Raw genomic sequence first — 18,968 nt, forward strand, 5'->3', positions numbered from 1 at the left:
CTAATCACCCTTCGAACAATTGCTAAGCAATTTATTCAACATCAACTGAGCTCTAAGTTTGTCACTAAGCTCTGCTGCTGTGGGTGTGTATTATATAGATTTACACATGGCTGTCAAACACTATTTTGATATTTATCACAGATTTTTGCTTATTTTGGTGATTAAATTTATAAGCATCTGTTTTAATTGATTTTATAATTTCGCAGAATAGTTAATCTTTTTCACTCTAGTACTTACTTTGCCGCCAGCGCTTGTTCTATATCAGCCTTGAGCGCTTCAGGTTTGGTCGTTGGTGCATAACGAGCAATTACCTGCCCTTTACTATCAATTAAAAACTTGGAGAAATTCCATTTGATACTGTCTGTGAGCAGCCCGCCTTTTTGATTTTTTAGCCATTCAAACACACGATGAGCATCACTGCCATTGACGTCGACTTTTGCCATCATTGGAAAGCTCACACCATAGTTCTTTTGGCAAAATGCGCCAATTTCATCATTATTAGCAGGATCTTGATTGGCGAATTGATTACAGGGAAAACCGATAATTACCAAACCTTGATCTTTATATTGCTGATACAGCGCTTCTAAGCCTTCAAACTGCGGCGTAAAGCCACACTTGCTTGCGGTATTAACGATTAGCAACACTTGATCTTTATAGTCAGAGAAATTTTGCGTCGTGCCATCGATACGCTCAGCACTAAAATCATAAATAGTAGTCATTATTCATCCTTAAATGAGTTATTTGTTTGCTATCAAAGGTTAGACACTGTGGTTAATAAGCTTAGTGATATTAATAATAAGTAGGGAGATATCAATACTCCCTACTCTTTTTACTACTACCTCATTAGCTTACACGCCGCTGTCACTATTCTTCAGACTTATCTAAATCGATAGACAACGAGTTGATGCAATAGCGCATGCCAGTGGTCTCACTTGGACCGTCAGGGAATACATGGCCCAAATGCGCGCCGCAATTGCTGCAAGTCACTTCAGTACGGCGCATGCCTAGCGAATCATCGATATGCTCATCGATGGCGCTATTATCGATACCTTGATCAAAGCTTGGCCAACCGCACCCTGCATCAAACTTATTGTCTGATTCAAACAAGTTAGCACCGCAGCCTTTACAGCGATAAATACCCTTATCATTAATATCATTGTAAACGCCCGTAAATGGTCGCTCTGTGCCCTTCTCGCGCAACACATGATACTCCTCAGCACTTAAGCGCTCTTTCCAGTCAGCCTCGGTCAATTGGCTGATTTTTTCTTTGCTCAGTTGATTGTCTTGCATAACGTATCCTTATGGAATGACTGATTGTCTACTCTATTGTGAGTAATGGTTTATCGAGGCTTTATCGCTATTTTTTATAAAAACGATAGGCTTTATCTGTTGGCGAGCGTCTTATTATTCAAGATGTTTATAACAAGAATACTCACTGCATGGAATGGCAGTGCCAGATACTGTAGGCAATTTGATATCGAAAAATCACAAGTTAGATCGTTTATTATTGAGCTGAAGTCTCTTAATGCATTATAAATCTCTGCAATGCAAGATTTTCTTACATTTTAAAAATCTATAATATACAAAGAACTTGCATTTAATTTCTATATGCAATAATATCTTGCATTGACAGTTAATTAAAAGTAGTTCTCTTTTAAAGCATTAGCTTAATACTTATCCAAGAGAGTTGGTTTCGTTACCTGATTAATGACAGATTCATAAAATAAAAAAGGCTTACATAATGACGGCTGATGACAAGACTAAAAGCACACAGGCTGAACGACTGGTACAGCTGCGCCGTGACAAAGGCATGACGGCAGAGCAGCTGGCACAAGCGATGACTGCTGCTGGCGCTAAAGTCAGCCGCGGTGCTATCTCTAATTGGGAGCGTGGGACCAATGGGATTGTCTCATCTAAGCTACCTACCCTTGCACGACTCTTAGGTTGTAGCGAAGGGTATTTGTTGCGCGGTGAGCTTGAAAGTGATAGCAAATCAGATGACGATTCTGACAGTATATCGTCTGATAATGATAAAGCTGTCGATGCAGGTGAGCAACCTCATAGCACTAGTCAAAATACACCAACAACAACTACCTCTTCTACTCCCCACAAAAATTCACCAAATAACCTGATGAGTGGTCACTCTATGAACTCAATAAAAAAATCTGATAAATTACAAAACGTCTGCTACGACATTCGCGGTCCTCTGCTGCAAACTGCCAATAAAATGGAAGCCGAAGGCAAGCGTATCTTAAAGCTAAATATCGGCAACCCTGCTCCTTTTGGTTTAGAAGCACCGCATGAGATTTTGCGTGATGTGGCGATGAATCTGCCGGAAGCGACGGGCTACTCAGACTCGCAAGGGATTTTTTCAGCGCGTAAAGCCGTATTGCAATATTACCAATCAAAGGGACTGCTATCGGCAGTTGATGTTCGTGATGTCTATCTAGGTAATGGCGTCTCTGAGCTGATTGTCATGACCCTGCAAGCGCTGATGAATGATGGCGATGAAGTGCTGGTTCCGATGCCAGACTACCCACTGTGGACGGCAGCTGCCAATCTCGCAGGCGGTACGGCGGTACATTATCGCTGTAATGAAGAAGATAACTGGCATCCTGATATTGAAGACATCAAATCTAAAATCACCAGCAAAACCAAAGGCATCGTAGTTATTAATCCCAATAATCCGACAGGCGCGCTGTACAGTGATGAAGTACTGCTGCAAATCGTCGAGGTCGCAAAAGAGCATGATTTAATCATCATGGCGGATGAGATTTATGACCGTATTCTCTATGATGATATGGAACATACGCCGATGAGCACTTTGACCGATGAAGTATTGGTGTTGTCCTATAATGGTTTATCAAAATCACATCGTATCGCAGGCTTTCGTGCCGGTTGGATGATGGTTTCAGGTCGTAAAGAACATGCGGCTGACTTTATCGAAGGTTTAGATATGCTTGCATCTATGCGTCTGTGTTCTAACGTTCAAGGACAATATGCGATTCAGACAGCGATGGGTGGCTATCAAAGCATGAAGGACCTAACGTCTAAAAAAGGGCGCTTGTACAAGCAGCGCGAGTTGGCAGTGACCCGTCTTAATGCGATAAAAGGTATCTCTTGTACCATGCCACAAGGCGCGTTTTACTGCTTTCCAAAGATGGATCCTGAGATTTACCCTATCAAAGATGATATGCAGTTTATGATGGATTTATTGTTAGAAGAAAACGTCTTGATGGTACAAGGCACAGGATTTAACTGGGATAAAAATGACCATTTCCGCTTGGTGTTTTTACCCAACTTACACGACTTAGAAGACGCTATGGATCGCTTAGACCGCTTTTTTGCTAAGAAGCGTAAGCAGTTTGGTACTGACTAATATATAGATGACACCTATATTTTTCTATAAAAAAACGCTTACCGATATGATATCGATAAGCGTTTTTTATTTGTATTAATCAAAAATTAAATGACTTTGATTTCAACTTTTAAAAGATATTTATCAGCACTATATAACTGATTGCAGACATACTTGCTGCTGCAGGAAGGGTAATAATCCATGCCAAACCAATTGGTTTCATCAGCGCCCAGTTGGTATCTCTATTGACGATACCAATGCCAAGTACAGCACCGACCAAGGTATGCGTGCTCGATACTGGTAGGCCCATCGTCGACGCACCCATCACAACCGCAGCTGCAGCCAACTCAGCTGAGAAACCAGAAGCAGGATGCATTTTTGCCAAATTGGTACCGACAGTCTGAATCACTTCTTTACCGATGAACCAAAGACCGACAATCAATGCCACACCAAAGGTTAACATCACAGCAGGTGGTACTGCTGCTTCTGTTGAGATACTATTGGTACGGATAACATCCATAATCGCTGCAAATGGACCAACAGCGTTGGCAATATCGTTAGAACCATGACTAAAAGCAAACGCTGATGCAGTAAAGACTTGCATCCAGCTAAACATAATAAACGTGGCTTTGGTCAAATCTTCTTTGTGCTTACCGCGGATACTCTTAGTATAAATATAAGTCGCAAGCCATACTAATGCTGCGATCATCCCCATAATTAAAAAGCCTTGCAACGTCGTCATACCATTATTGACGTTTTTTAAACCTTTGAAGATGACCAAAGAGGCCATGACTGCGCCGCCTGCAGCCGCAATAATAGGCACCCATTGCTTGAGTGCTTTTAAGGTATCGAGGTTGCTGCGCTCGTTTTCAATCTCATAAAGTTCTTTGTAATAGTTCGTCTCTAAATCTTCAACGACGCAATCATCATCTTTATAGATTTCTTGGTCACGCAACATCGCTGACGTATAAGACAACTGCTCAGACTCGGTTAAACCATCCAAGTACTCTTTGTGCGTCAGCTTTAACGTCTTTTTACTGTCTTTCAGAGTAGCAATATGCGCCTCTGTTTTATCATTATATTCAATGATGTTTTTCTTAATCTGTCCATATAGCAGATAAGACAAAACGCCGCCTAGTAGCGGTGACAAAACCCAAGAGATGGCGATCGTGCCAATCTTGCCCCAATTCACTGTCGACAATGCCATTTCAGTACCACCTAAGGTGATACCCAATACAATAGAGCTACCAACTACGCCGCCAATAATCGCGTGTGTAGTCGAAACCGGCAGGCCTTTTTTGGTGGCAAACAACAGCCAAAATGCAGCAGCAATGAGCGCTGAAAGCATGACATAAATGAACTGGTTGGGCGTTACTGAAAGACCATCTAAATCGACAATGCCGCTTCGAATCGTATCGGTCACTTCACCGCCTGCCAGCACGGCGCCTGATACTTCAAATATCGCCGCGATACCTAGCGCTTGCGGGATGGTTAAGGTCCCTGCACCGACTGAGGTACCAAAAGAGTTGGCGACATCATTACCGCCGATATTGAATGCCATAAAAACACCAAAAGCAGTAGCGACAATAAATAGCGTCGTCTGCTGGTGCATGGTGTAATCTAGACCCCACCACAAAAAGTAGGCGGTCATTCCAATCATTAAAATGGCAAAAAATAGATTGATTCTCATAGAGCCGACTGATTTTGTTGGTTCTGTAGAGCTGCTGCTAATACCCATACGTTGATACGTCCTGCGTAAGCTGATTGAAATTATTGACAAATGATGACATTACGCGGCTATTAATGATGTGATTATTACTACCCAAAAATACAATAACATGCGCGCAACGTGGTTATTTGAAATACAATTTTAGAATACTGTGTTGAGACAGCTGCCTCAATGCTTTGACACCCTCCTTATTATCTTATCTTAGCGGTTATAGCCATTTGCAAATAAGCAATTGAGCTTAACGACAATCAGAAACTAAGATAAAACGCCTAAGTAAAATGTCATAAAGCCGCAAGTGGTATTGCCAAATCGTCTGATTAAAGCATCTTGCGGCTTACGTTTTTATGATAATAGCGTTCTTCTATACAAGCTATTTATCGTGAATAATACATTGATATTAAAGACAAATAAACAGAAGACCAAGCTATTTTAATAGATAGCAACGCTCATTACGCGCCTATTATATTAAATATAGACGCATAATGCATGATGATATTACAAGATTTGTAACTGTGAATATAAGATTTAAGAAATATACACTTTAGATCAGACGTTATAGGGTTATTTTTAGCCAACACACACTTGAATTGCCATAGTCAATTCAAGTGATAACAGCGGAAATTAATAGCTATAAATGAATAGGTAGCTGCTTAAGAATAGGCTTAAAAGTGCTTCTATAAGATAAATAATTTCCGCTTAGCATTTGCTACGCATTCCAAGGCTTTAAGAAAACTTATCTATGTAGCACTTTATGACTTAGCTGGCAGCAAGCAACGCGGATAGCTGCTCGATAGCGTGGTCTAACACCTCTAAACGCGCTTGGCGCTTGTCATTATTAGCGATCACACACCAAGGGGCGTTCTTAGTATCCGTACGTGCCAGCATATCAGCCGCCGATTGTACATAATCTGACCATTTATCACGGTTACGCCAATCGTCGTCGGTCAATTTAAATTGTTTGTATGCAGTTTCTTCACGTTCCTCAAAACGCTTAAGCTGCTCTTTTTTATCGATTGCCAGCCAGTACTTGATGACCAGAGTACCTGACGCTGCCAAGGCAGCTTCAAAGCGATTGATTTCATCATAAGCGCGCTGCCACTCATCATCCGTCGCAAAGACTTCAATACGTTCTACCAAGACACGCCCATACCAAGTACGATCAAAAATACCAATACGGCTGATGCGGTCTGTCTGCTCGTTCGGAAGCTTTTGCCAAAAACGCCACAAATAAGGATGCTGTAGCTCATATAACATGGGCGCGCCAATATTATAAATTTGATATTCACGTGGATCAAGTGGCGCCACCAGTCTTTTAATAGCGCCGCCCTTTCCTGCTGCATCCATACCTTCAAAGGCAAACACCACATGTTGACCTTGACGCGCACGTAACAGTTCTGCCAAGCGTGCCTGCTTCTTAGCCAATGCGTCATTGTAGTCAGATTTATCAATATCTGAATCTTCGATATCAGTAAGTACCTTAGGTATTTTTACTCGCTCAAACTTTATTGACTGATACTCTATTTGATTATTATGAGTACCCTTTGAATCTTGTGCTTGATCTGATTCTGCACTGTTTTCTCCTCGGCTGCTAAACAACGCTTTTTGCATCGCATGTAAGACTTCATGACAAAAATGTATGGCTGCTTGCGATTTATCTGTGCCATCGATGATAATCCAATCGCCTTGCTGGCGTAATAATTCGGCAGCAACTTCATTGAACTTAGCCACTATCGTCATATCATGCCAATCAATTTGGTATAGAAATTTCGGATCTGGCTCGTCATCATTAAGCCTCGCCTGCAAAGTCTCGATATCGACATGAAACCAGCACTTTAGTAGCTGCGTTTGATTTGCCACAAGGTCTTGCTCAAAAGCTTGCAATTCCGTTAGCTGCTGGCGTAAATAGTCTTGCCATTGACCAATTGGTAACGCTTCAATATCCCTATTCTTCTTATTTTTTTCTGACTTTTCGCTCTCTGTGCTTGCCATGCGCATCACGTTATAAAGTAAATCTGCATACCAGTTGCCAAAATATACCATCACATCACCGTGGCGCGGCATGGCTTTGGTATGCGTCTGCCAAATCGGTTGGTGTGCTAAAGGACAATAACCAATGGTTGCTTCGACCTTAAGCAGGCGCGGATCGACCCACTGGCGCAATTGCGTTACCGCCGTCCCCTTACCTGCCTGCTCCATACCATTGACTAATACTAATAACCCAATGGCTTTATCAGTACTCGGTGATTCTGGCTGGCGCGTCGCACGCAGAGCGAACTGGGCTGTAACCAATGCCAATCGCAGCGCATCTTCATCCATTGAAAACTTGCTCAAAGGATTGGGCATAAGACGCTGCTCAACGACTTGCTCGTTAAATGGCGCGCTCACATCTTCTGCTGACTTGTCTGTTTTATTCTTTTTTTTGCTCATGTTTATGCTCGCTATAGTCTTATCAAATAATTGGTTTAAAATAATCGTCTAAAATAGCTAAGTTGTTTTATCATAGCACTACGCTCTTTTAGTAAATAACGTGGCTATGTAATTTGTGTTATAAAGTCTTATAAATTGACTATCTGAAAGCGCTGAGCAATCTTTATATGTAACAGTTTGGCATTTGTATTCTGTCTTATTTTCTTTTAAGGTGAACAACATCTTAAGAGCATGGTTTAATAGCTGCCTATAAGTAGAAAACTTAGCGCTAACCAGCCCCCTTATTATCCAGCTTTTATTATCAACTTGATGACTATTATTATTTTTATAGGATGACCTGCCATGTCTGCTTTAGCCAACTTACAACAGCACCTTGACCGCTTTTGGGCGCTGCCACATCATGAAGACGCTGCATTGAATAAGAAGCTTAATGAAGTGCAATCATGGCAACAAGCCCGTATCAAGCGTACGCATAGCACGCTGTTTGAGCAACCGAAAAACCAGCTAATGGCAGATTATTTTTTAACGCAGCTGTATGGTGGTGATGAATTTAAAGTACTGGCAGAACAATTAGGACGCATTCTCCCTAAAGCCAAGAAACTTGAGCGTCTTGCCAAAGAGTCATCTTTAGAAGCTGGCAGTATGGGCATTCAAGCGTCTATATTGGCGATTGAGCTCGACTTGCATTTGGCGCAGTGGCTACTCGAACAAGAGCTAACGGTCAATGAAGAAAATATGCTGCTCGCTTACCGTACGGTCGATGAAGCTGATGAGCGCCGCGTACAGATCAATAATTTAAAAGACGTTTGCTATCGTACCGATAAAGACCTGAATTCATTTATGCTCAAAAAAGCCTTTGCGATGGCTAAAGGTGCCGCCTATCGCTATAACTTCCAGCCGCTTTACGACTTTATCGACTCAGGCTTTAAAGCCATGAAACCCTTAAAAAGTGTGAGCAGCTTTATTGAACCGTTTTGCGCGCGCGAGCTTGAAGTTATTGATGAAGTGCATGCCACGGATAAGGGCGGTAAGCCCGCTACGTTTGGTGTATGATAAGAGCCATTGTCTCAACAACTCTTAGTATTTTATCTGACAAAAAACAAGCATAAAAATAAATCATAGGACACCGCGATGACTGATCATGTAAATAATAAAACGACGACTAATGGCCATATACAAGATAAATTGGTTCAAGACAGTATCACTCATAACCAAAATATTACCGCTCAAGTAAAAGCACGTCAAAATACCGCTACAAGTGTTATTAACAATGACTTTACTCATGTTGAAGATTTACCCATAGGAACGCCACAAGGGCAACAAACCACTATGCCAAATGCCAATACTGAAAACCACGCCCAAAATAGCACTGTAAATGACGCTGCACAGACAAATACTCAAGCCACTAAGCAAACGCTTTTTAACCAGCGTGACGATATCAATAATCCACATACGTCTGATACTGATGGTCATGAAGAAACCCATTTTGGCTATAAGACCGTTAATAAAGCAGAAAAACAAGCACGTGTGGCTGACGTATTTACCTCTGTCGCCAAAAAATACGACATCATGAATGACTTGATGTCATTTGGTATTCATCGCTTGTGGAAGCGTTATGCCATCAGCTTATCTGGCGTGCGTGCTGGTCAACATGTATTAGATATCGCTGGCGGTACGGGTGATTTAGCCAAAGTCTTTAGCCGTGAAGTCGGTCGCAACGGTAAAGTCGTGTTGTCTGATATCAATGCGGCAATGCTAGAAGTTGGTCGTGAGCGCTTGATTAATGCTGGCTGTAATAATGTCGATTTTGTTTTGGCGAACGCTGAAACCCTAGCGCCATTTGATGATAATAGCTTTGATCTGCTGACCATCAGCTTTGGTCTACGTAACGTCACAGATAAAGATGCTGCGTTAAAATCGATGTACCGTGTGCTTAAGCCAGGTGGTCGCTTATTAATACTAGAATTCTCAAAACCTATCTTTGAGCCATTATCAAAAGCCTATGATTTATATTCATTCACAGCGCTACCGATGATGGGTAAGCTGGTTGCTAACGATTCAGAAAGCTATAAATACTTAGCTGAATCGATTCGTATGCACCCTGATCAGCAGACACTAAAGCAGATGATGGAGCAAGCAGGCTTTGAAAATTGTGATTATCATAATCTGACAGCTGGTATCGTCGCGGTACATCGCGGCTTTAAAGCATAAGATTAAGTTTTAAATTACAATACATAGCGATAAAAGTGCCATTATGTAAAATGATGGCAACTTATATTTATAAATAATGCGCTCTTTTAAGGCGCTCAACTGACTATGCGAGAGCCTTATGCTGACTGTTCTACTTTTGGCCGGTGCTGAAAAGCTAATTAATATGGCTATTGCCAGTGATGAAATTACCAAAGCGGGTTTAGCGCCACTTGCTGGCAAAGTACTGCGTCTCAACATGGGCACGCCTGAGGTGAATTTAGATGTGCTATTCACCCAAGAGCGCTTGCGTTTTGAGCCAGTGACGACTGAAAGTGTGTTTGAGCAAAGTGGCGCTATGAATGAGCGTCAAAAAGCCAGTATGGATCGTGCGCGTCTTGGTCATAGCCGCCCAGATTGTATTATTACCGTTGATAATCCTGCCCAGCTACTGAATCTCATGCGCGGTACAGAAGGCAACTTGCCTATTGAGGGCGATTACAAAGTACTTATGCAACTCAATCAATTGGTTGCAGGCTTTGATCCTGATGTTGCGGGACAACTTGAACCATTTATTGGTAAATCGATGGCGAGCCAGTTGCACCTCCTGATATCGCAGCTCAAAGGCAGCTGGCGTCATAGTGCCAAGCGTGCTTTTAACGATGTTAGCGATTGGGCAAACGATGTTGCAGGTAATAGTGCACCTGACCCAATAGATGTAACTGAAGTAAATGCGCTTAAGCAGCAACTACTGAAACTGCGCGCCGATGTTGAACGTGAAGAAGCCAAACTAGCCGCTATTAAAGATGAGCAAGCACGTTTAACTCATAGTAGATAATTGTCTTTTCTACAACGCCTACCTTATTTTTGACTTTATCTAGAGTATTTATATCTCATGCTATTATCCCATCGCGCCCGTTTACTTGAGCTATGGCGCATTGCCGCCACCTATCGTATTGACACTCATTTTTCTGTCGAAGAGGCGCCGCAACTACAGCCTTTGGTGCGTTTAATCCGTATGCATCCAGCTGCGTGGGGTAAAAAGCATCAGCCTAATGCGATTAAATACGCGCTTGAAGATATGGGCACACTGTTTTTAAAGCTTGGACAATTACTCTCGACCCGCCGTGACCTCGTGCCACCTGAGATTATTGCGCAACTTATTCAACTGCAAGATAAAGTTAAATCTTTCGATTCTGATATTGCGATTGCGCAAATCCAAGACCCTAGACACGGTCTCGGTCAATCTATTGGCTCTTTATTTGCGCGTTTTGACGTCAAGCCTCTAGCAGCTGCTTCTATTGCCCAAGTACATACCGCTGCGCTGCATGATGGGCGTGAAGTGGTGGTCAAAGTGGTTCGTCCTGATATTCGCACGACCATTATTGCAGATTTTGAATTGCTACGAGAACTCGCTAATTGGGCATCGGCGCGTATCGAAGCAGCTCGTGCCATACACATCATCGATATTGTTGAAGACTACCGTCAAGTCATGCTCAACGAGTTAGACTTGACATTAGAGGCAGACAATACAACGCAGATGCGCAACAACTTTTTGGGCTCGGCCTTGATGTATGTGCCAGAAGTCTATGATGCTAATAAAAATGTCATGGTCATGGAGCGTATACAAGGCGTTCCAATCTCACAAATTGAGGTATTTGATCAATTAGGCTATGACCGTGCAGCATTGGCAGAAAAAGGCTTAACGATATTTTTTACCCAAGTATTCCGTGATAACTTCTTCCATGCCGACATGCACCCCGGCAATGTTTTTGTCGAGACGCCGCCAGTCAATACCTTGACTGCAAATATGGCCGCCGTGGACTTAGGACATGAGCCGCGTTATATTGGGCTTGATTGCGCCATCATGGGCACCTTATCAAAGGACGATCAGCTTATCGTCGCGCGAATGTTATTGTCCGTGATGAATAACAACTTTACAGCGATGGTTGATATCGTCAGTCGAGCTGGCTGGATACCGCCAAGTGCTGATAAGCATGCATTGATGCGTGATATGAAACGCACTGTCGGTCCGATGTTACAAAAATCCATTAACGATATCGACTTTGCCGGTGTATTAATGCAAATATTAGATATCGCCCGCCGCCATCATATGAGTATTCCACCGCAGTTGATGCTACTGCTCAAAACTTTAGTGCATGTCGAAGGACTTGGTCGCGACTTGTATCCTAATCTTGATATCTGGTCGCTTGCCAAGCCAATCTTAAGCAGCTGGATTAAGGAGCAGCTTGATCCGATGCGTAATTTACAACAGCTACGTCAGCAGTTGCCTGAGATTTTATTATCGACCACTGATATCCCAAGACTGCTAGATCAAGGGTTACAGAGCCTTGCTTCACAAGGATCACGTCAAGACAGTCAACTGCGTGAGATTCAACAAATCCGTGCCGATATGCTAAACGACCGTCGCCGAGATTGGTTGGCGCTGGCGGGCTTTGCTATTTTCATAGCCATTGCAACACAAGTTATCGGTTGGCTATCACCTATTTTTTACCTCTTAGCGATTTTGGCAGTCGTGTGGCGTATCTTAGCCTAAACCGTTAGTAGCTTTGACTAAAAGACTTCTGACAATAACAAGTACTTATTAAAAATAGATAGGCATAAGCGTTTGGCTTGAGCCTTCATCCACTATTTAATAGATACTATAAAAAATAAAACAAAAAAAATGTGCCTACATTTAATATTCTAATTAAGTGTAGGCACATTTTTTTAGACTAACTTTATAGCATCTGATCGATCGCCATCTGCGTTAATACTCGACCACGTGCAGTCCGAAGTACATAGCCTTGTTGGATAAGGTATGGCTCAATCACATCCTCTAACGTACCGCGGTCTTCAGCCATCGCTGCTGCCACCGCTTCAACGCCAGCAGGTCCACCGTCAAAACGCTCGTGCAATATCTCAATATAACGTCTATCCAAATGATCGAGACCACGTCTATCGACTGCGAGCATATCGAGCGCACTACCAGCAATTGCGCCATTAATACTGCCATCGCCTCTGACCTGAGCATAATCACGTACACGTCGTAATAGACGGTTGGCAATCCTTGGCGTACCACGTGCACGGCGCGCAATTTCAACGGCCCCATCCTCACTCATTGGCACGCGCATCAACCGCGCTGCACGACTGACAATGGTGGTTAAATCAGCAATATTATAAAACTCTAGTCGCTGCACGATACCAAAGCGATCTCTCAGTGGTGACGTTAATAATCCGGCTCGGGTGGTTGCTGCAACTAACGTAAATGGCGGCAAATCAAGCTTAATAGAGCGTGCTGCTGGTCCTTCACCAATCATGATATCCAGCTGAAAATCCTCCATCGCTGGATAAAGAATTTCTTCAATTACCGGACTTAAGCGGTGAATCTCATCAATAAATAGGACATCACCAGCTTCCAAATTGGTCAGCATCGCTGCCAAATCGCCAGCGCGCTCAAGGACAGGCCCTGAAGTAGAACGTAGATTGCCACCCATCTCGCGAGCAATAATATTGGCAAGGGTCGTTTTTCCTAAGCCTGGTGGTCCAAAGATGAGCGTATGATCCAACGCTTCATCACGCGCCCGTGCCGCTTGAATAAAGACTTCCATCTGCTCGCGTACGACGGGCTGACCGATATATTCCGCCAATAATGCTGGTCGAATATTGGCATCAGGGGCATCTGACGCCCCTTCTAGCGGATTAATCAAACGATCTTGCATCATAGTTTTTGCCATTATGCTTAAAGCATTATTTTTAAAAGATTAGGTAATAAATAGCATAACCAAACGCTGCTCATAAGTCATGCAAAACATGATAAAGCAGGTGCTAAAACGAAAATAAGCGACATCTAATGTCGCTTATTTTCAATCGCTGTTTTTTTAATTAATGTTGTGTTGAAAGATACTCTTATTTAAAACTTTGAAATTGCTGCAAGGTAGCTTTTAACAAACTCTGTGTATCTGCAAATGTCTCACCATTACTTTTTGCCGCCTTAATAGCTTGCTGAGCTTCTTTTTCTTTGTAGCCCAAGCTAATCAACGCGCCTTCAACTTCAGCAATGATACTTCCTTCAGCAGATATTGGTACCGGCTGCATAGCAAATTCTAAATGACTGCTGTCGACTTCGATATTTTTCAGCTTATCTTTTAGCTCAATCAATAAACGCTGCGCTGTCTTTTTGCCGATACCTGGGATACGTGTCAATGCCGCTTCTGAATCTTGCTCGACATGCATTTTTAGCTCAGCAGCTGACATTGCAGATAGCATTGCTAATGCCATTTTTGCCCCAACACCGTTGATTTTAATCAGCTGGCGAAAGACATCACGCTCTTTACGGTCAATAAAACCATAGAGCAGCTGCGCATCTTCGCGCACATGGAAATGCGTCCAAATGCTCGCCTGCTCGTTAAGACGCAATTGGCAAAATGACGGCAATGGTAGCTCAATATCATAGCCAACACCAGAGGTGGTCATGATACAGGCAGTCGGTGCCATTAAGTATTGCACCTGTCCATTAATCAATCCAATCATAATCCACGATCTCTTATATAGACTATTATAAAAATGAGCTAAACCATCATCTAACTATCAATCAATCTCTTTTACCATGTCAGCTTACTAGTAAAAATTAACCATACCTTCAAGACTGATTGGACGAATCTTATGCGCTTGACCCGCTGAACCAAAGGCTTCAAAACGATTGGTACAGATATCTGACATCGCAACCATAGAGGCTTTGAAGTATTTACGTGGATCAAATTCGCTAGGATTTTCTGCAAGGAATTTACGAATCGCGCCTGTTGATGCCAAACGTAAATCGGTATCGATATTTACTTTACGCACACCATGCTTAATCGCTTCAACGATTTGCTCGACAGGCACACCATAAGTCTCACCGATGTTGCCACCATTTTCATTGATGACTTTTAGCCATTCTTGTGGTACTGATGATGAACCATGCATAACTAGGTGAGTGTTAGGAATACGGGCATGAATTTCTTTGACGCGCTCAATCGATAAGATATCGCCTGTCGGTGGACGCGTAAACTTATAAGCACCATGACTGGTACCGATAGCAATCGCTAACGCATCGACGTTAGTGTCTTTAACGAACTGCTCTGCTTCATCAGCACTGGTCAATAGCTGCTCGTGATCCAATACGCCTTCTGCGCCAGAGCCATCTTCTTCGCCTGCCATGCCAGTTTCAAGACTACCTAAGCAACCAATCTCGCCTTCGACTGAAACACCGCAAGCATGAGCCATTTTGACTACTTCGCGAGTCACGCTGGCGTTATAGTCATAATCCATCGGCGTTTTACCGTCTGTACCAAGCGAGCCGTCCATCATCACTGATGAGAAGCCAAGCTGAATTGAGCGTTGGCAAATAGCAGGTGACATACCGTGGTCTTGATGCATAACGACTGGAATATGTGGCCACTCTTCGATAGCAGCAATAATCAGATGACGCAAAAATGCAGAGCCTGCATAACTACGGGCACCGGCACTGGCTTGTACAATCACAGGAGAGTCACAGGCGTCAGCCGCCATCATAATGGCACGCATCTGCTCTAAATTATTAACATTGTAAGCAGGAACACCATAGCCGTGTTCAGCAGCATGATCCAAAAGTTGACGTAACGATATTAAGGCCATAAAACGCTCTCTGGTTATATTCTAAAAATAGTATTTTGAAAATGATATTAAAACATCATTTTTAACAATAAGACGTTGCCACATTTGCACTGCGACCTAGCTTTGCAATGGGTATTCCATTATAAGCCAACAAAAACCACTGCTTTCTGCTCGTCATTATTACGCCGTGATTATAGCAAAAATTACCAGCGCTTCGTAGCGCTTAACTGACTATTTGTTTGTCTGTTTGGTTTTTATACCTTATTTGCACAGCTAGATAGACGATTTCGTCTATAAAAAATTCATGACTTGCTTTTTATGGATCAAATTGATTATTTTTATCCATAAAAAAAGCCTTGGCAATTACCAAAGCTTTTATATATTTTATAGGCTTATAAAACAATTGATGTGTATCACTAATACTTAAAATCAAAACTGCTGATTAGTACTGCTGCTCTGCTTCTACTGCATTTTCACTAGCTTTATCTTCAACAGCAGCTGCGCCATCGGCAACCACACCAGCAGTAGCGGACACGGCTTCATTTGCGCCTACCACAACCGCTTCGCCAGTATTTGCTAGTGCATCAGTCGCAGCAGCGCCAGCAACTTCAGCATTTTCTGCAGCTTCAGCGCCCGCTTCTTGGGCAGCTACTTCAGCTTCAGCAGCAGCGGCTTCTGTATTCGCAGCAGCATCTTCGCCAGCTGATTCAGCAGCAGCATCGGTTTTATCTTGTGTTTCTTGGCTACATGCAGTGATTGCAAAAGTACCGGCAAGAACACTAGCAAGTAATAAATGACGTTTTAACATAATAAATCCCTCATAAATAAAGCATGTCAAATACATGGTTTGCGCTATTTTATAGAGTGCAAATTGGACATGCAATAACAATTTTCAGTATAGAAACAAATAATTACCACTTAATAATAATCGATGACGATTCGAACTTATTGCCTTGAAAACAATAAGATATGAATAGTAGCCAAAATATTATCCGTACAGCGTACCTTAGATACTGCGGCTAAGTTGTACGGCTAATGTTACTCATCTGCTGAAGTATCGTTAAGAGGTTATGCATTAATTTGTAAAGCAGCAACCGCTGGCAAGATTTTACCTTCTACAAACTCTAAGAACGCACCGCCACCCGTTGACATGTAGCTGACGCCATCAGCCACTTGATATTTATCAATCGCAGCAAGTGTATCACCGCCACCTGCAATCGAGAAACCTTGGCTGTTTTTGACCGCTTCTGCCACTATCTGAGTACCCTGACCAAACGCATCCACTTCAAAAACACCGACTGGACCATTCCATAAGATGGTTTTAGCATCGTTGATCGCCTCTGCCAATTTCATGGCACTCTCTGGTGCGATATCTAATATCATGTCATTATCGCCAATCGCATCAACAGACTTGATGCTAGCAACTGCCTTTTGAAGCGAGCCTGTGAAATCTGCAAAATCAATCTCATTTTTATCAGCAACGACGACATATTCAGGCAATAAAATCTCAGTTTTACCCATGATTTCACGAGCTGTATCGAGCAGATCTGCTTCATAAAGTGACGCACCAACACTATGACCTTGCGCGGCTAAGAAGGTATTTGCAATCCCGCCACCAACGATAATCTGTGAGCAAAGCTCAGCCAAACTATGTAAAACCTCTAATTTGGTAGAAACTTTTGAGCCACCAACGATAGCGAGCATAGGTTGTGCTGGCGTTTCAAGTGCTAGGCTTAAAGCATCAAGCTCTGCTGCCAATAAAGGTCCAGCACAGGCGGTCTTACCAGCTTTATACATCGCTTGGGTCACGCCTTCTGTTGATGCTTGGGCACGATGTGCTGTGCCAAAAGCGTCCATCACAAATATATCGCACAAATCAGCATATTTTTGTGCAAGCGCTGCATCATTCTTCTTTTCGCCTTCATTAAAACGTACGTTCTCTAGCAGTGCGACTTCACCTGCTTCGATAGCGACGCCTTGAGTAAGGTAATCACTATTCAGCGTAACAGGCGCGGATAGTTTATCGCTTAAATAGTCAGCAACGGGTGCTAACGAATAAATGGCTTCAGGATTGCCTTCTGTCGGGCGTCCTAAATGCGAGCAGACTATCACTGCTGCACCCTTTTCTAGCGCCATCTTAATCGTCGGCAAACTTGCTTGCAGGCGTGCATCACTAGCCACTTTACCCGCTTTAATAGGGACATTAAGGTCTTCACGAATCAACACTACTTTATCGGTCAAACTCAGCTCGCTCATACGCAAAAAATTCATTACCTGCTCCTATATATCATCTGTTATCAATCTGTATGACGGTTCGCCAACGGTTTATTGGATATTCTTTAGCAAATTTATTTCATCAAATCCTATTGCTGGCAGTTTTAGAAAACTGTCCTAACAAGTATTTAAGGCGGTGTATTCTAACAGTTTTATAGTCTGTACTTATATGTCACCTAAGATAAATTTAGCGATAAGCAAATTTATCTTCTCAAACTAATAACACTCTCATTAACATTTTGTGGTGGTACTGAGTCGTTTAGCTATCTATGATCAATAGCGTACTTGTGCCATAACAATAAACCATTCGGAGAAATCAATGAGTATCGACTTTGAAGCTGCCAAACAAAATCTATTACAACTAAAACAAGAGTACCAAACTCGGATTGCTGACATTGAGGACCATATCCAAAATCCGCAAGATGATCTCAATGAACATTGGGAAGATCAAGCGATTGCTTATCGTCAGAATGACATGCGCAAGAACTTAATGGTTGAGGCACAGCAAAGCTTAGGTTTTGTAGACCACGCTTTAAGCCGTATCGACAGTGGCAGCTATGGAGAATGTGAGGTATGCGCTGAGCCTATCGAAGCACAGCGCTTGCAAGCATTGCCTTATGCAACTTTATGTATGCAGCACGCTGAATAAATTCGTGCTTATATTTTAAAATAGTATTTATTCAGCAGGCACATTCCACTTATTAAGTACTTGATGCCACTGTTGACAACGCATCGCGATTTGATGGACAGGTAAATCCATGATATCGCCAACGATTGCTATATAAGCAATAGGTAACCCTGCCAGCTCTGAGATGTTTTCTGCCGTTAAACCGCCTATCACGCATATTTTTATATCTTGCTGGCAGCCTTCTATCAGTTGCTGGCGTAAGATAGTGGCAGCATTGGGCTTGGTTGTTGAAACAAAGATTGCACCCATGGCGGCATAGCTTGCGCCTTCATTTTTCGCAGCTTTGACTAGTGTTATATCGCCATGACAAGTGCGACCAATGATTTGTTTCGGGGCTAAAGATTGTGCTGCCTCACTAAGATCACCATCTTGCTGTCCCAAATGCACGCCGATACCAAGTTTTTCGGCCAAAGCAATATTGTCATTTATCGATACTGGCACATTGTAGGTTTTAGCCAAATTAACGATTTGTAGCGCTTCTTTATAAAGAACAGACTCACCGTCAGGCAATGCCAATATCTGCTTACGGCGTATTTGTAAAAGAGCAATCAATCCTGTTGCTAAAGCGGCTTCTAACTTTTGATATAAAAGGCTAAACTCATCATCATTAGTCAGCAAATATAGCTTAGGTATAGTATGAGAAACCGTAGAGACTGATGGCTGAATCATGT

Annotated in this window: 16 protein-coding genes; 6 read left to right on the plus strand and 10 right to left on the minus strand. The window is 42.5% G+C overall.

What is annotated here, in order from left to right; translation table 11 throughout:
- Positions 1–233 precede the first annotated feature (233 nt).
- On the minus strand, positions 234–719 hold the full coding sequence (locus tag JMX75_RS09030; RefSeq protein ID WP_201532076.1) for a glutathione peroxidase: 486 nt from the start codon (positions 717–719) through the stop codon (positions 234–236).
- 145 nt (positions 720–864) lie between these two features.
- Positions 865–1,290, minus strand: coding sequence for a peptide-methionine (R)-S-oxide reductase MsrB (msrB, locus tag JMX75_RS09035; RefSeq protein ID WP_201532077.1), 426 nt, complete (start codon positions 1,288–1,290; stop codon positions 865–867).
- Between the two features lie 451 nt (positions 1,291–1,741).
- Here msrB and JMX75_RS09040 point away from each other — a divergent pair, with 451 nt between their 5' ends.
- Complete coding sequence (locus JMX75_RS09040) at positions 1,742–3,379, plus strand: aminotransferase class I/II-fold pyridoxal phosphate-dependent enzyme (RefSeq protein ID WP_201532078.1); 1,638 nt, start codon at positions 1,742–1,744, stop codon at positions 3,377–3,379.
- A 109-nt stretch (positions 3,380–3,488) separates the two neighbouring features.
- On the opposite strand, the gene JMX75_RS09045 is transcribed toward JMX75_RS09040, so the two are convergent.
- A complete protein-coding gene (locus tag JMX75_RS09045; protein WP_011513041.1) occupies positions 3,489–5,096 on the minus strand; it encodes an inorganic phosphate transporter in 1,608 nt (535 codons plus the stop codon).
- Between the two features lie 747 nt (positions 5,097–5,843).
- Complete coding sequence (locus JMX75_RS09050) at positions 5,844–7,514, minus strand: ATPase (RefSeq protein WP_201532079.1); 1,671 nt, start codon at positions 7,512–7,514, stop codon at positions 5,844–5,846.
- 342 nt (positions 7,515–7,856) lie between these two features.
- Between JMX75_RS09050 and JMX75_RS09055 the strand changes: the two genes are divergently transcribed.
- The 4 genes from JMX75_RS09055 (at position 7,857) to JMX75_RS09070 (ending at position 12,258) form a co-directional block, all read left to right on the plus strand.
- Positions 7,857–8,567, plus strand: coding sequence for an FFLEELY motif protein (locus JMX75_RS09055; protein ID WP_201532080.1), 711 nt, complete (start codon positions 7,857–7,859; stop codon positions 8,565–8,567).
- 78 nt (positions 8,568–8,645) lie between these two features.
- Positions 8,646–9,725: a bifunctional demethylmenaquinone methyltransferase/2-methoxy-6-polyprenyl-1,4-benzoquinol methylase UbiE gene (ubiE, locus tag JMX75_RS09060; RefSeq protein WP_201532081.1), complete on the plus strand. Its 1,080-nt coding sequence runs from the start codon at positions 8,646–8,648 to the stop codon at positions 9,723–9,725.
- A 118-nt stretch (positions 9,726–9,843) separates the two neighbouring features.
- The gene (locus JMX75_RS09065; RefSeq protein WP_201532082.1) at positions 9,844–10,539 is read left to right on the plus strand and encodes an SCP2 domain-containing protein; all 696 of its coding nucleotides are present in this window, start codon (positions 9,844–9,846) and stop codon (positions 10,537–10,539) included.
- Between the two features lie 57 nt (positions 10,540–10,596).
- Entirely contained in the window at positions 10,597–12,258 is a 1,662-nt protein-coding gene (locus JMX75_RS09070; protein ID WP_201532083.1) for an ABC1 kinase family protein, read from the plus strand.
- 184 nt (positions 12,259–12,442) lie between these two features.
- On the opposite strand, the gene ruvB is transcribed toward JMX75_RS09070, so the two are convergent.
- The 5 genes from ruvB to JMX75_RS09095 all read right to left on the minus strand — a co-directional run bounded on the left by ruvB (position 12,443) and on the right by JMX75_RS09095 (position 17,606).
- A complete protein-coding gene (ruvB, locus tag JMX75_RS09075) occupies positions 12,443–13,423 on the minus strand; it encodes a Holliday junction branch migration DNA helicase RuvB (protein ID WP_041772439.1) in 981 nt (326 codons plus the stop codon).
- 187 nt (positions 13,424–13,610) lie between these two features.
- On the minus strand, positions 13,611–14,234 hold the full coding sequence (gene ruvA, locus JMX75_RS09080; protein WP_201532084.1) for a Holliday junction branch migration protein RuvA: 624 nt from the start codon (positions 14,232–14,234) through the stop codon (positions 13,611–13,613).
- Positions 14,235–14,321: 87 nt separating this feature from the next.
- Positions 14,322–15,356 (minus strand): class II fructose-bisphosphate aldolase, encoded by a 1,035-nt coding sequence (fba, locus tag JMX75_RS09085; RefSeq protein WP_020442949.1) that lies wholly within the window; start codon positions 15,354–15,356, stop codon positions 14,322–14,324.
- Between the two features lie 421 nt (positions 15,357–15,777).
- Entirely contained in the window at positions 15,778–16,143 is a 366-nt protein-coding gene (locus tag JMX75_RS09090) for a hypothetical protein (RefSeq protein ID WP_201532085.1), read from the minus strand.
- A 260-nt stretch (positions 16,144–16,403) separates the two neighbouring features.
- On the minus strand, positions 16,404–17,606 hold the full coding sequence (locus JMX75_RS09095) for a phosphoglycerate kinase (protein WP_201532086.1): 1,203 nt from the start codon (positions 17,604–17,606) through the stop codon (positions 16,404–16,406).
- A gap of 322 nt (positions 17,607–17,928) precedes the next feature.
- Between JMX75_RS09095 and JMX75_RS09100 the strand changes: the two genes are divergently transcribed.
- Positions 17,929–18,258: a TraR/DksA family transcriptional regulator gene (locus tag JMX75_RS09100; RefSeq protein ID WP_133105227.1), complete on the plus strand. Its 330-nt coding sequence runs from the start codon at positions 17,929–17,931 to the stop codon at positions 18,256–18,258.
- Positions 18,259–18,285: 27 nt separating this feature from the next.
- Here the strand turns inward: JMX75_RS09100 and JMX75_RS09105 are convergent, their stop codons facing one another.
- The gene (locus tag JMX75_RS09105; protein WP_133105228.1) at positions 18,286–18,966 is read right to left on the minus strand and encodes a thiamine phosphate synthase; all 681 of its coding nucleotides are present in this window, start codon (positions 18,964–18,966) and stop codon (positions 18,286–18,288) included.
- Positions 18,967–18,968 lie beyond the last annotated feature (2 nt).

Source organism: Psychrobacter sp. LFX-11D (assembly GCF_904846475.1).
In the GTDB taxonomy this organism is placed as follows: Bacteria; Pseudomonadota; Gammaproteobacteria; order Pseudomonadales; family Moraxellaceae; genus Psychrobacter; species Psychrobacter cryohalolentis.